The sequence below is a fragment of the Fluviibacterium sp. S390 genome, assembly GCF_049800695.1.
GTDB lineage: Bacteria > Pseudomonadota > Alphaproteobacteria > Rhodobacterales > Rhodobacteraceae > Meridianimarinicoccus.
In genome coordinates, this window is the sequence record NZ_JBNAFN010000029.1 from 1 (window position 1) to 13339 (window position 13339).

General features: G+C 60.7%; 11 protein-coding genes and 1 pseudogene. 4 read left to right on the plus strand and 8 right to left on the minus strand.

Translation table 11 applies throughout. The features are described 5' to 3' along the window. Positions 1-74 precede the first annotated feature (74 nt). Positions 75-1426 (minus strand): IS3 family transposase gene (locus ACP15K_RS18020; protein WP_424991181.1). Its coding sequence is split into 2 segments (ribosomal slippage): positions 75-1090 and positions 1090-1426, totalling 1353 coding nucleotides; the frame shifts between segments, so codons are not numbered across the junction. A gap of 262 nt (positions 1427-1688) precedes the next feature. Between ACP15K_RS18020 and ACP15K_RS18025 the strand changes: the two genes are divergently transcribed. The 3 genes from ACP15K_RS18025 to ACP15K_RS18035 are packed head-to-tail and all read left to right on the plus strand — an operon-like array spanning position 1689 to position 4059. After that, the gene (locus ACP15K_RS18025) at positions 1689-2300 is read left to right on the plus strand and encodes a hypothetical protein (RefSeq protein WP_424991182.1); all 612 of its coding nucleotides are present in this window, start codon (positions 1689-1691) and stop codon (positions 2298-2300) included. 14 nt (positions 2301-2314) lie between these two features. Next, entirely contained in the window at positions 2315-3247 is a 933-nt protein-coding gene (locus tag ACP15K_RS18030; protein ID WP_424991183.1) for a hypothetical protein, read from the plus strand. Between the two features lie 17 nt (positions 3248-3264). Then, positions 3265-4059: an adenylate/guanylate cyclase domain-containing protein gene (locus ACP15K_RS18035; RefSeq protein WP_424991184.1), complete on the plus strand. Its 795-nt coding sequence runs from the start codon at positions 3265-3267 to the stop codon at positions 4057-4059. Between the two features lie 35 nt (positions 4060-4094). Here the strand turns inward: ACP15K_RS18035 and ACP15K_RS18040 are convergent. From ACP15K_RS18040 to ACP15K_RS18070, 7 genes and pseudogenes are all read right to left on the minus strand, one after another. Beyond that, a pseudogene (locus tag ACP15K_RS18040) lies at positions 4095-4247 on the minus strand (IS3 family transposase); the annotation flags it as partial. A 60-nt stretch (positions 4248-4307) separates the two neighbouring features. Continuing rightward, positions 4308-5219, minus strand: a complete 912-nt coding sequence (locus tag ACP15K_RS18045; RefSeq protein WP_424991185.1) for a DUF2950 domain-containing protein — start codon at positions 5217-5219, stop codon at positions 4308-4310. A gap of 1 nt (position 5220) precedes the next feature. Further along, positions 5221-6936: a DUF3300 domain-containing protein gene (locus tag ACP15K_RS18050; RefSeq protein WP_424991186.1), complete on the minus strand. Its 1716-nt coding sequence runs from the start codon at positions 6934-6936 to the stop codon at positions 5221-5223. Positions 6937-7156: 220 nt separating this feature from the next. Beyond that, positions 7157-9241: an alpha-galactosidase gene (locus tag ACP15K_RS18055; protein ID WP_424991187.1), complete on the minus strand. Its 2085-nt coding sequence runs from the start codon at positions 9239-9241 to the stop codon at positions 7157-7159. Continuing rightward, entirely contained in the window at positions 9238-10086 is an 849-nt protein-coding gene (locus tag ACP15K_RS18060; protein ID WP_193140870.1) for a carbohydrate ABC transporter permease, read from the minus strand. Before ACP15K_RS18060 ends, ACP15K_RS18055 begins: the two co-directional genes overlap by 4 nt. A 1-nt stretch (position 10087) precedes the next feature. Further along, a complete protein-coding gene (locus tag ACP15K_RS18065) occupies positions 10088-11023 on the minus strand; it encodes a carbohydrate ABC transporter permease (RefSeq protein ID WP_193140871.1) in 936 nt (311 codons plus the stop codon). Between the two features lie 94 nt (positions 11024-11117). After that, a complete protein-coding gene (locus ACP15K_RS18070) occupies positions 11118-12389 on the minus strand; it encodes an ABC transporter substrate-binding protein (protein WP_193141213.1) in 1272 nt (423 codons plus the stop codon). 117 nt (positions 12390-12506) lie between these two features. Between ACP15K_RS18070 and ACP15K_RS18075 the strand changes: the two genes are divergently transcribed. Beyond that, positions 12507-13337 carry an IclR family transcriptional regulator gene (locus ACP15K_RS18075; protein ID WP_193140872.1) on the plus strand — a complete coding sequence of 277 codons (831 nt, stop codon included), beginning with the start codon at positions 12507-12509 and terminating at the stop codon, positions 13335-13337. The last annotated feature ends 2 nt before the right edge of the window (positions 13338-13339 follow it).

Consider the following 13339-nt stretch of genomic DNA (forward strand, 5'->3'; position numbering starts at 1 on the left):
TGTCCGTCGTCAGGGATTTTGGGACAGATGGCTGCGTGATCTAAGAGAGGGTCAGGCTCATCTGTCTGGGTTGATTATGCGGCGGATTTGCGGTGAAGCAACCGTCGCGTTTCGATGGTCTTTCGTTTGATCCTTTCTCGTTGTTGCAGGATGGTCTGGCCACGCCCGAAGTAGACGTCGGCGGGTGTGAGGTTCTGCAAGCTCTCGTGGTAGCGCCGGTGGTTATAGTGATCGACGAAGGCGTCGATCCGCTGTCGGAGGTCGCCTGGCAGGTAGTAGTTTTCCAGCAGAATGCGGTTCTTTAGCGTTTGGTGCCACCGCTCGATCTTGCCCTGGGTCTGTGGGTGATATGGCGCACCTCGAACATGGCCCATCTTCTGATCTTCCAGCCAATCGGCCAGTTCACCAGAGATGTAACTCGACCCGTTATCCGAGAGTAGGCGCGGCTTATGCAGCACTGTTGCTTGATCACACCCTGAAGCCTGCAGCGCGAGGTCGAGCGTGTCGGTCACATCCTCGGTTTTCATCGTTGTGCAGAGTTTCCATGCGATGATGTAACGGCTGTAGTCGTCGAGGATCGTCGATAGGTAGAACCAGCCCCAGCTGATGACCTTCAGATAGGTGAAGTCGGTCTGCCAGAGCTGGTTCGGCCGTGTGGTCTTGTCGTGGAACTCGTCAGCGGCGGACAGAACCACATAGGCCGGGCTGGTGATCAGGTCGTAGGACTTGAGGATGCGATAGACCGAAGCCTCTGACACAAAATACTTTTCCACGTCGGTGAAGCGCACGGCCAGCTCACGTGGCGACAGATCGCTTTCCTTCAGGGCCAAGTCCTTGACCTTCTCGCGCACCGGCTCAGGGATGCGGTTCCAGACACGTGATGGCCTGGGACTGCGATCCTCAAGCGCCTCGGGGCCGCCCGACAGATACCGATCATACCAGCGATAGAAGGTCGTTCTGGGAATGCCGAGCTTGTCCAACGTGCGCCCGGTCGGCAGGTGCGAGCCTTCGACGAGGCGGATGATCTCCAGTTTCTCGGATGCAGGGTATCTCATTCGTCGTCGCCCCCATCCGCGATCATGCTTTTTTTGAGCAGCCGCAGTTCCAGCGCCTGTTCGGCTACGACTTCCTTCAGGTCGCGGGATTCTCGACGCAGATCCTTGACTTCGTTCGATGTCGCCGCGCGGGCCGTATCGCCCGCCAGGCGCTTCTTCCCAGCCTCGAGGAATTCCTTGGACCAACTGTAGTACAGGCTCTGAGCGATGCCTTCGCGGCGGCACAGCTCAGCAATGCTGTCCTCGCCCTTCAGGCCGTCCAGCACGATCCTGATCTTCTCCTCGGCTGAATACTGTTTGCGCGTCGCGCGGCGGATGTCTTTAACGACCTTCTCGCCGTGGCTTTGCTTGGTACCGGGTTTCTGTCTCATCTCCACTCCTTGGTGGTTACGATGTGCCAGAAACCCTCTCTTATCAAATTACCCTAAACTGTCCCATTGGCGCTGACGTCAGACACACGGTGATGTCGCCGCCTCGGTCGGCTTCTATGGTATCGAGGGCTCCAAGCCGGGCGCCTCGGCCACGGCTGTCTATCTGTCGCACAGCCTTATCCCGACCGATTGGGACGGCTATGGGCAACTTCTGGGGCAATGCATCTATGCCAGCAAGCGCTTCTATGCCGCGCTGGTCACCATGGCCGGCCCCAAGGATGTTTTCACCGTCACCCCGTTCCAGCGCTTGCCCGCCGAGAGGGTCGGTGCAACAGCCAGCGAAATCCGCGACCAGTTGGATACCATCCGCAATCGTTTCGTACCGCATTTTTCCGATAGGGATCTTGTTGCGGCGCTGTCGACAAGTCCGACCCTGCTGGAGCTCTTCCGCGAGATGGGATCCGACCAGTGCATCGTCGCCTACAGCTTCAACTTCAAGACCGCGGACGGCCTGAACACCTCGATCGACCTGTTGAACGAAATGAACGAGTTCATGTTCCAGAAGATGAGCGTTCAGACCCTCGATGACAAACTACCTTCGGTCGAGATGATCGTGACCGCCTCAACCTTCGATCCGGAAAACTACGGACAGGCCTTCGTGGACCATTACGCCAAGCGCTGCGGACTGGTCCCGGAACCGGGCAAGGGGATCAAGTTTCTTATCTCCACCAATCAGAACCCGTGGATCACCGCCACGGACGACGGCAACTTCGTTCCACGTCTGATGACCTCGCTCGCCGAAATTGCCCGGGGCGCCGCCGACAAGGTCATCAGCCGCCACGGCCTCACCGCTATGCCAACCGGCAAGCCCTAACCCGAGGGAGAAAAATGAGCGAACATGCCATGCATCACCACATGCCTACCGAACCGGCGCTGGAGCCCCAATTTGGCACCAGGATCATCAATCCGCCACACCAGCACGCCTTTGCGCTGATCGGGCAAGACACCGTCTTTGGCGTCCACATGACCCAATACACCCACGAGGTGCACAAGTATCAGATCATTCTCAAACTGAAGCTGCCCGAGGCGACCCTGCAATCCTACCGCCGCGCACGCAAAGCCTATCCGACCGACTTCATCGTCATGTGCAATGATCTCGACGATCTCTTCACAATCCCTTCAATGGCTGCCCAGGAAACAACGCAGTTTACCGCCAGTATTTTTCGCGGATGGCCAACGGAGATCCCGAAGGACCTGGATGACCCGCATTGGTTTCCCTGGGCTTTGGATGGCGTGAACCCGATGGAGGATTGCCTGCAGTTCAAGGTCGAGGTCGAACGCATTGTGCTCTTTCGCCCCTTTGCCCACCACTACCAGACACCGCAGCACGCCACCTACTACCTCTTTGGTGAAGGGGACGAGGCGCATATGACCACGCTGCAAACTGCCCGTCTTGCCAACGGCCCGCTTGGGCCCGACACCTTCGGTCCCGACTATGATCACGTCCTAAGCCTTAGGGAAGCGCCCGACTGGCTTGACAAGACACTGCTCAAGGCCGGCATCGTCATCTCGGTCCCGTCAGTGCAGATCTACGACCCTGCCACCAATACGTTCAGCATCCCGTGCTCCAACCCGTTCGAAGGTAAGGCCAAAGTCGACGTGCAGTATCGCGGAATGGGACCGGCTCGACCAATCAGGCCGGGGCCAAGCGTGTCGTGCATCACCGGCGTCGCCAATTCCGAAACGATGATCCCCTGCACCGGAGAAGGACAGGATCCGTTGGGCCTCTCACCGATGCCGCTCTCCTACTACAAGGCTTAACAGCAAGGATTTCTATGATGCCGGATTTCGAGAAACAGAATGGCAACGACGAAGTCTGGGACATGATCCTGAACACCGGTCACCCGCTTCTGATCAAGAAACAACGCCGGTTCGGCATTCTGCCCAGCCCACCCCGCTGCAAGCTCTGTCTTGCGCCCTTCAATGGGATCGGCGGCTGGTTCTTACGCCGCCTGGATATCAAGGTATCAAACCGCAACCCGCGCTTTTGCAATGCCTGTGACACGTTCCTGCGCACCTATCCCGGTGGCACCAATGTGACGCTGTCGATGATGTTCGTCGATATCCGAAACTCCGTGCCACTTTCGGAAAAACTCGGCCCCAAAGCCTTTCACGACGTCGTGGCGGGTCTGCGCGATGCCGCGCTCAGGGCAATGGCCAAAACGGACGGCTCGGTGCTGGAATATCACGGCGATGCGGTCATCGGCGTCTGGCCTCCGGGCATTGCCGGCGAGAACCATGCCGCCAAGGCGATTGCCGCGGCCGAAGAGCTTGTCGCGCACCACCCCAAATCGATCTCAAGTGACGACGAAGTGCCAATCGGCATCTCGGTCCACACCGATATGGTCTATATGGGCACGATCGCCTCGACCACATGCGACCTGCAGGAGATCAGTGCCTTTGGCTACGGCGTCAATTTGGCCGCGCGATTGGCGGACAAGGCCGAGGCGGGCAAGGCGCTGGTCAGTGAATCCGCACTTCAGGCCGCCCACCGCGCCATGGATGAACAGCACCGCTGTACCCTGACCCTCAAGGGGATCGACCAGCCGGTGAACGCGCTCGCACTGGGATAGCGGACCTGCCACATTCCAAAGCCGCTCCAGGTTCCATCTTTGACGGCCCAGCCGATCTCGCGGCGGGAAGGCAGGTCCAGGATGACTGCCAGATATAACCACCCCGCGCGGGTCCGTTTGTTGCTGATGTCGCCTGCCCATTTCTGGTTTGGCCCGGTTGCACCGGCGTTGCGGTCCGGCAGGTTCGGGCCGGAACCGGTGACACGGAATTGCGCAAGGGCCGAAGAAAAGGCGGCGCAACAGACGGGCTATTCGACCGGAGTCCACTCCTCCGTCGGGTCAAACAGGAGTATTTCCGTCGCAAGTGCGAGTGTGTCATCGCCGAGATCGGCCTCGTAGACGATCCCCGCCTCGCCCACCAGAAAGCTCATGACGCCGGTGTCGCCGTAGACCGCCGGGTAGGCTACGAGCGCGTGGCTGGCGACCATGTTGCCAGCCACCATGTAGCTGTAGGCGCCACCCGGTGCATTGTCGCCCTGCCCTTGCAGGATGCGGAAGTAGTAGCCCTCGTAAGGTTCCGGGTCGCGATCCTCGCCGTCGAGGTTGTAGCCGGAGAAGTTCGCGCGGGCGATCGAGTCGTTGAACGGGCTCGGTGCCGTACCTGGCGTTTCGGGCCAGTAAAGGCCATCCCGCGCCTCCGGGCTGGACAGGATCGAGGCCGCGAACTCCATCACGCCGTCGCCGTCGTGATCAGCCTCGCGATAGCGGCGCTGGATATCCGGCACACGTCGCAGGATTTCGATGACTTCGAGCTCATGTCGGCCGATGCGGCGCATCAGAACTTCCTCGCGTGCGGCTTCCGCGTCGAAGCTCCAGGACCCTTCGCTCAACATCAACGGCGCCGGGAACGGCCAGAAATCGCGCCCCGCGAAGAGTATGGCCCGATCGTCACCTTCACGTTCGATCCGCAGGACGCGCTGCGCGTCGTGCAGAAAGTCACCCCATATCTGCCGGTCCTCTTCCGCGTTGCCGGAGGAAACGATATCGGCGTTCTCGGGCCCGAAGACCGCGATCACCGCAGCTTCGTTCTTGGTTTCCAGGGCCGAGATCAGCGCGGCGACGGCATCCTCGGGCGTGGAATAGCGCGCGGGCTCGGCCCCGGCGGTTCCAGTGGCAGCGACAAGGGCGGTCAAGGCCCCGGACATGAACAATCTCATCATTTCAGCGTCTCCCGCCCCCGCGCCTACCGCCACCGTGTCCGCCCATGCTGGCGCGGCCACGGCTGGCAGTTGCAGCGGCGCGATTGCCGCCGGAAGGCCGCTTGAAAGTATTCGTACGGCTCGGTGCCCGCGCGGCCGGCGCGCGTTTCGTCGAAGGCCGGTTTAGGGAAGCCGCGCGTTTCGTGGCACTCGACTGCGCGGCGGATGGGCGGGACTTGGACAGCTGCGAGTTGCCCAATTTCGCCGGTTTTGCCCCCGTCGACTTCCGGGTCTCGATCTTGGCGCGCGCAGCCTCGCGGGTGGCGGCATTCGAAATCGAGGCCCGGTCCGCCGGCAACGTGTCGGCGCGCGGACGATCGCCATCGGCGATGCCTTCCCGAATGGTTCCAAGGTCGCCACGGTCAACCTGCGGACGGTCGCTGTCACCTATGCTGATGCGATCACCATCCCCGATCTGCGGACGATCACCATCCCCGATCTGCGGACGATCTCCATCCCCGATCTGTGGGCGGTCTCCATCGCCGATCTGTGGGCGGTCTCCGTCACCGATCTGTGGACGATCGCCATCGCCGATGCCGGGTCGGTTTCCGTCGCCGATGTTGATCTCGCCGTTCCCAATATTGATGTCGCCGCGATCGATGTTGATGTCGCCCCTGTCGATCGTGATGTCGCCGCGATCCCAGTCGATTTTGTCATCATGATCCCAGCCATCCCAATCGTCGTCGAATATCTCGTCAAGGATGATTGCCGTGCCCAACAGGATGCCACCGCCGATGATAACGTCGCCCCAACCGTCATCTTGGTAGTTGCCATATCCGTAGTGATATTCCGGGGTTCCGACCACCGGTGTGGAATAGACAACCTGGCTGTCGTAGACCGGCACATAGACCACGCCCGGGGTGGCCGGGTTGATCACGATTGTGTCTCCCTGCTTTTCCACAACCTGCGCGTCGTTGGTGACGAGATAGCCGTTGTCGATCGCTGTCTGCCGAAGACGCTGGATCGACCCCAGGACGTCGTCGGTCTGCGCGACCACGGCCTCTCCGGCCTGTTCCGTCCAGTCGACGTGTTCGCTCATCCGCGTCACGAGGTCGGGGAAACCCGCGGTAAGTTCCCGAACGCTGCTGTCCCACGGCTGATCCACCGCCTGCGCGGCACGTTCCTCGTCCGATAGCGTTGAATTTTCTTCCACGAAACGCGCCGCCTTCACCACGTCGAGTGGAAAGGTCACGCCAACGAGTAAGGGCGTCAGGACCTGGTCCGGGAGGAGCGCAACCGGTCCGAAAAGGACATCCATCTCGTCGGGTGTAAGCGCGCCCTCTACGGCGACCACATCTCCGAGCGATTCCGCTTGCTCGGCCTGCTGTTCGTCGGTCATGACACCGCCGCTTGCGTCTACGCAGGGGATGGCGAGCGACATGCCCACGGAGACATTTTCCAGGTTGCCGCCGAGGGCATCCCAGTTCGCATCGGCAATGAAGCCGTAAAGTTGCGGATCCCCGTAGGCCCGCTCGGAAATCATGCTGAGCGTATCGCCGCTTTCAACGACGTAGGCTTTCCCGCAGGGGACAGAGCCGTCACCAGCAAGCACCTGCGCCGAGGCAGGCAGGGCGAAAGCGCTCGCGAGAACGGCTGATACGGCCCCGCGAACTGCTGTTCCGCGAACCGTTCCCGCAGCACGGGTCCAGAATGATACTCGAGGCAAAGTCGCCGTCATGGTCTCTGGCTCCCCAATCAAATCCGGTGACCGGAATTTGCGCACGTTCGCCCTCAGCCTATTGTTTGCCGTCAAAATCGAACAGCCCGTTTCTTGCGAAGGTCAATCATTTTGTAGACCGTGAAGTCGCTACACCCAAAGGGTTTCTTTGCTTGCACGTCAATCTTTATTGGCAGAACAAGAACATGAGACCCCGCAAGGTCTTGGATGCGCGCGTCATCTACATGAGGGTTCCCTCGATCACCCACATCGTTTCCGGGAAGCTCCACGGCAGCGTCAACCCGTGGCTCATCAGATAGCTGCCGCTGACCTCGATCTCCTGGTGTTTCAGGATCGGATCGCCGCGGGACAGGCCCGGAGCGTCGGCCCGGTTGATCAGCTCGACCCGGTACGTCGCGCCCCCGGTCAGCCGGGTCAGTTGCAGCGGCCGAGGGGTGATCTGTTGCGACGTTTCGGCCTTGCCTGCGAAGACCACGAAGCGATCACCGCCCCGGGCCAGGTGCTGCTCGGCGAGCACCGCCGGGTCCGGGCTGTCAAGCCGCAGGATATCGGCATGAAACATCCAGTCACGGTTGGCTTTCCACCACGCGGTCACGTCTTTCAGGACGCCTGCCTCCTCCTCGGTCAGCTCGTGCGGGTCCATCTCGAACCCCATGTGCCGCTGCGCCGCCACCCAGGCGCGGAACCGGATGTCCAGCGTGCGGCCCGAAGTGTGGCAGACCCGCGGGCCCACGTGAGAGCCGGTGACCGCCATCGGCAGGAAGATTGCCGAGTTGTGCTGCATCCGCAGACGTTCGATGGCGTCGTTGCTGTCAGAAAGCCAGACGCGATGCGTGCGGCCGAGAATACCGAAATCGATGCGCCCGCCCCCGGAAGCGCAGCTTTCGATTTCTACGTTCGGATGGGCTTCGCGCAACCGATCGATCAGCGCATATGAGCCGCGAGTCTGGGCGGCATCGGGCAGCGGCAGGACGCGGTTGTGGTCCCATTTGACATAGTCGATGTCGTGCTCGCCCAGGATCTTGCTGATGCGGTCGAACAGGAAATCGCGCACGTCCGGCAGCGCCATGTTCAGGGCCTTCTGATGGCGGCCAAGGATCTGATCCTCGCCGCCCGAAGCCCAGTCAGGGTGCTTGCGGTGAATGTCGCTGTCGGGATTGATCATTTCCGGTTCGAACCAGATGCCGAACGTCATGCCGAGGCTTTGGCAATGTTCGATCAATGGCGTCAAACCATCGGGATACTTGCGCGGATCGACCTCCCAATCCGACAACGCGCGGGTGTCGTCGTCGCGGTTGCCGAACCAGCCGTCATCAAGCACGAAGCGCTCGGCGCCAAGGTCGGCCGCGATCTCGGCGATGCCTTTGAGTTTCTCCAGGTTGTGGTCGAAATAGACCGCCTCCCAGCAATTGTAATGCACCGGGCGCGGGCGGCCGGGGTCAGGGAATTTCACCACTACGTCGCGCAGGTGGCGCTGGAAGGCGACGGAGCAGCCATTGATGCCGTCGTCGGAATACACCGCATACAGCGTCGCGGTCTCGAACCGGGTTCGCGCGTCGCTTTCGACGCGGGCGGCGTGGCCGAACTGGACCTGGCGCCGTCCGTCGGGCAGTTCCTCGGCGACCATGCGGTGGCCGCCGGACCATCCGTAATGGAAGGCATAGGCGTCGCCAGCCGCATTGGTCGCCCCCCGGCAGGGGAGGAGAAGACCGGGAAAGTGCTCGTGCCCGGTGCGCCCGGTGCGGTTCTCGCGGTAGCGCATGCCGGGCGACCAGGGGATGCGATTCATCTGGAACTCGCCGCACCAGCGGCCCGAGAAGTCGATCATCTCGTCGGCCAGTTGCGGTGCCGGAAACACGGGCGCCGAGAGCCAGTGCAGATGCGTCGGCGTGTCGGTCTCCAGCACCGCCCTGGCTTCTATCACATGGGTCATGGGATTGATCGCGAAGCTGGCGGTATAGGTCAACCCGTTGGCCGCGTCGCGAAAAGCAAGCGCGATGGAATTGTCGCCGGCCGTGTCCGCAGCAAAGCAGAACTTCGGCAACAGCGGCGTGCCCGAACCATCGCGCAGGATCAGCCCCGGCTGGCCGGGAAAGGTGCGCGTCGCCTCGGGGCAGATCGACAGCTCCGGATTGGCATCAAGCATGCCGCCGGTGACGTCGATCTGGTTGGCGAGGTAGAGGGTTTCGAGGTCTTCACCGTCCGGCAGTCGCGGCCCCCAATAGACCACCTCGGCGAGGTGGTCCTTGCGGGAACCGATAACAAGGGACTGCCGACCGTCGTCGAGACGCCAGCATCGGATCATTTCACAGCACCCAGGGTCAGCCCCGCGATAAAGTGCTTCTGCATCAGGAAGAACATCGCCACCGGCGGCAGGGCCGCCACGATGGAACCGGCGCTCATCAGGTGATAGGCGGCGCGGAACTGAGAATTGAAGCTGGTAATGCCCGCGGTCACAGGCTGTGCGCCCGGCCCTTGCGTCAGCACGATGGCCCAGAAGTAATCGTTCCAGATGAAGGTGAAGATCAGCACGCTGAGCGCGGCAATCGCCGGTTTCATCAGTGGCAGGACCACGTACCAGAAGATCTTCCATTCCGCGACGCCTTCGACGCGGGCAGCTTCGATCAGCGGGAAGGGCAGCTGCCGAATGAAATTGCGCATGAACAGCGTGCAGAACCCGGCCTGAAAGGCGACGTGGAACAGGACCAGCCCGGTCTTGGTGTTATAAAGCCCGAGATCCAGCGTAAGGTCGCGCACGGGCACCATGAGGATCTGGAACGGCACGAAATTGCCCGCGACGAACATGAAAAATATCAACAGGTTGCCCTTGAACCGGTAGATTCCCAGTGCAAATCCCGCCATGCAGGACAGCGCCACCGCGCCGATCACCGTGGGCACGGTAATGAACACCGAATTCAGCATGTAGCGCGGCATGTCGCTTTCGAAGAACACCTTGCCATAGTTGGCAGCGCCCTCGAAAGACGACGGCACGCCCCAATAGTTGCCTTGGGTGAAGTCAACGTCGGGTTTGATTGAGAAGACCGCGACGGCGATCAGCGGGGCCAGCCAGAAGATCAGGGCGATTGGCAGCAGGGCCTGATAGGTCAGTTGCCACGAGCGGGGAGACTTTTCGATCGGGGTCGGGAACATCTCAGTGGCCCTTCTCTTCTTTGTACATCGAGTAGAGGAAGTACGCGATGAAGCAGAGCATGATCATGAACAGCACGACGGCAATCGCAGCACCATATCCCATGCGGAACCCGTATTCGCTGAGCGCCTTTTCGAACATGTAGAAAGACAGGACGCGGGTCTGCCCGAAGGGGCCCCCGTTGGTCATGATCGAGATCAGGTCAAAGGACCGAAGCGCGCCAATGATCGTCACCACGAAAGCGATGAAGGTGGCGGGTTTGAGTTGCGGGACAATGATGTACCACAACATCCTGAACCCCTTTGCGCCGTCCAGGCGCCCGGCTTCGATCTGTTCGGGGTCAACGGCGTTCAGACCGGTGAGGTAAAGGATCATGCAATAGGCGGTTTGCGGCCAGAGGCCGGCGATGATGATGCCGTAGGTGGCCAGCGTCGGATCGCCCAGCACGTTGATTGTTCCGATGCCGAACCAGCCTAGGAAGGTGTTCAAAAGCCCGAATGTCGGGTCGTAGAACCAGGTGAAGACCAAGCCAACAACAACCTGCGAGATCACGAAGGGAAAGAAGAACAGCGACTTGTAGAGTCTGATGCCCGTGACCGTCTGGTTGAGGAACAGCGCGATGGCAAGGCCCACCGGAATGGCCAGAAGATAGAGCACCAGCCACTTCAAGTTGTTCCACAGTGACACCTCGAAGGCGCTGTCGTCCATCAGTTCGCGGTAGTTTTCCAGGCCGACATAGGTCGGCTCGCTCAAGCCGTCCCAATCATAGAGCGAGATAGAAAAGCTCTGGTAGATCGGGAAAATGACATAGAACAGGAAAAACAGGATTGCCGGAGCAAGAAACAGCCATGGGGTGATGGCGATCTCGTTGCGTTTGTAGAAAGACCGCCGGGGCGGCTCGTACTGATCGACGGGGAGATCTGGCGAAGTGGTCGACATGACACGCCTTTCCTGGTCAGGCAGGCCGCGAGGGCACGCCCTTGCCACTTTTCTGATGGCCCGCCCGGGGCTGTCCCCGGGCGGGCCGGTCAGGTCACTTGTAGACCCGCGTGGAAACCTTATCGAGACGGTTCAGGATGTCGTCGAGGTTGTCGGGGAACACCATGAACTCTTGCAGGCCCTGCATGGCTTCGGCGGCCATTTCCGCCGGGAAGTCGCGATCAAAGAACTGCGCGACGCCGCCGGGACTGTTGGTCGACAGCATCTCGAAGCCCTCTTTCAGGAACTTGTCGTCATCGACCGCAGCCTTGGCGTTGATCGGCAGTTGCTGCAGGTTCGAACCATTGTTGATCTCGGTCTGGACGTCAGCCGAAACGACGTACTTCAGGAAGGCGCGTGCCGCGTCCTTGTTCTGCGCGCCTGCCGGGATGTGGAAGGTGTCGGTCGGCGCGTCTTCGGCCAGCGGGATCGACGGGTCCATCGGCGGGAACTGGTAGAAATCGAGCTTGCTGTCGTCGAGCCCGGATTCGCGCAGCGGCGCGACCGCGAAGTTGCCGATCAGGATCTCCGCCGCATCGCCAGAGACGATGAAGGGCAGCGCTTCCTGCCAGCTATAGGTCTGGTGGTTGTCGACGAACGCGCCCATGTCGATGAGCTCTTTCCAGTTGGCAAAGGTCTGGCGAACGCTGTCGTCGGTCCATTTGATCTCGCCCGCCGCCAGCTTCATGTGGTGATCAAAGCCATTGGTGCGCAGGTTGAGATAGTCGAACCAGCCGCCCGCAGTCCAAAGGAACTTGGTGCCGATGGTGTAGCATTTCTTGCCGGCGTCCAGGATGGCCTGACAGTTGGCCTTCATCTCGTCGAATGTGGTGGGCTCTGTCAGACCCAGTTCGTCGTAGATGTCCTTCCGGTAGTACATGCCCCACTGGTAGTAGGTATAGGGCACGCCCCACTGCTTGCCGTCGATGGTCATCGCACCCTTGGTCGAGGCGAGGTTTTCGGCGATTTCGGGGTCCTCCCAGAGATCCGAAACATCTTCGAGCAGATTGGCCCGGACGTAGGGCCCCATCCGATTGGCCGCATACCAGGTCGCAACGTCCGGAGAATCCGCGGTCAGGAAGTTGCGGATCTGGGTTTTATAGGCCTCACGGTCGATGACCGTGGTTTCGATGGTGAGGTCAGGATGCATCGCGCCGAACTCGGCAATCATCTTTTCCATCGTCGCCCGCGGCGCGGGGTTCGACGTGTCGAGAAAGATCTTCAGATCGCCCGACAGCGGTGCCGAATGCGAGTCAGCAAAGGCCGCGCCCGCCATCAGGTTCGAGACTGCCAGACCAGCAATCGTCCATGTCTTCATCGTTTTCATAGGTTTCATTTGCGTCCTCCCAGGCGCTTCCGGCTCATTATTTGAGACACGATTTTGATTATTGATTAAATGTATTCGATGGCGCTAACGTGTCAACGGTCTATTGGGGAGCGCCTTATGGCCGAAAAAGCGAGTTTTCACGGTGAAGAGCCTGCCGGCGTCGCGACCGTTGGCAAGGCCATCGAAGTGCTCGATCTGATCTATGATTTCGGTCGCCCGGTGCGGTTCAAGGAACTGCAAGCGGCCAGCCGGTTCCCCAAGCCGACGCTGTACAGATTCGTGCAGACACTTACCGAACACGGCATGTTGAGCTTCGATCCCGATCGCAACGTCTACTTCCTTGGCATTCGCCTGGTCCGCCTGGCCCATGCCGCGTGGCGTCATTCGATGATCGCGCCGGTGGCGCAGCCGCATCTGAGCGCGCTGGCCAATCAGATCGGCGAAGCTGTGTATCTCTCGCGGCTCGATGGTGGCCACTGTGTCTGCCTTGACCGTGGCTCGCCGGACGACCTTGCCGGCGTGTTCCAGGACGTCAATCGGGTCTACCCGAGCTATTGCACGGCTGTCGGCAAGGCGATGCTGGCCTGCCTGCCGGAAGACGAGCTTGACCGGGCCCTGACGCAACAGAGCTTTCACCGGATGACGGACGCAACCATCACCAAAGAGGCCGCGTTGCGCAGGGAACTCGACCAAACCCGAGAGCGCGGCTATGCCATCGAAGACGAAGAACATATCCGCGGCATCCTTGCTGTTGCGGTGCCGATCGTGACGCCAGGCGGCAGTCTTCTGGGGGGGCTGGGCATTCACGCGCCGGACCGGCGAACCGATCTTGCGAAACTCAAAAGCCAACTGCCGGAGATCCAGAAAACCGCCGGAAAGATCGCCCGGGATGCCGCCGACTGGAGCTTTCCCGAAGCCAATCAAAACAACACAACATCAGGGATTTGAGT

Excerpts from the sequence above, each read along its gene's own strand:
- ACP15K_RS18025 (WP_424991182.1), top strand. The coding sequence starts at position 1,689 with ATGGCCGGCCCCAAGGATGTTTTCACCGTCACCCCGTTCCAGCGCTTG.
- ACP15K_RS18030 (WP_424991183.1), top strand. The coding sequence starts at position 2,315 with ATGAGCGAACATGCCATGCATCACCACATGCCTACCGAACCGGCGCTG.
- ACP15K_RS18035 (WP_424991184.1), top strand. The coding sequence starts at position 3,265 with ATGCCGGATTTCGAGAAACAGAATGGCAACGACGAAGTCTGGGACATG.
- ACP15K_RS18045 (WP_424991185.1), bottom strand. The coding sequence starts at position 5,219 with ATGATGAGATTGTTCATGTCCGGGGCCTTGACCGCCCTTGTCGCTGCC.
- ACP15K_RS18050 (WP_424991186.1), bottom strand. The coding sequence starts at position 6,936 with ATGACGGCGACTTTGCCTCGAGTATCATTCTGGACCCGTGCTGCGGGA.
- ACP15K_RS18055 (WP_424991187.1), bottom strand. The coding sequence starts at position 9,241 with ATGATCCGATGCTGGCGTCTCGACGACGGTCGGCAGTCCCTTGTTATC.
- ACP15K_RS18060 (WP_193140870.1), bottom strand. The coding sequence starts at position 10,086 with ATGTTCCCGACCCCGATCGAAAAGTCTCCCCGCTCGTGGCAACTGACC.
- ACP15K_RS18065 (WP_193140871.1), bottom strand. The coding sequence starts at position 11,023 with ATGTCGACCACTTCGCCAGATCTCCCCGTCGATCAGTACGAGCCGCCC.
- ACP15K_RS18070 (WP_193141213.1), bottom strand. The coding sequence starts at position 12,389 with ATGAAAACGATGAAGACATGGACGATTGCTGGTCTGGCAGTCTCGAAC.
- ACP15K_RS18075 (WP_193140872.1), top strand. The coding sequence starts at position 12,507 with ATGGCCGAAAAAGCGAGTTTTCACGGTGAAGAGCCTGCCGGCGTCGCG.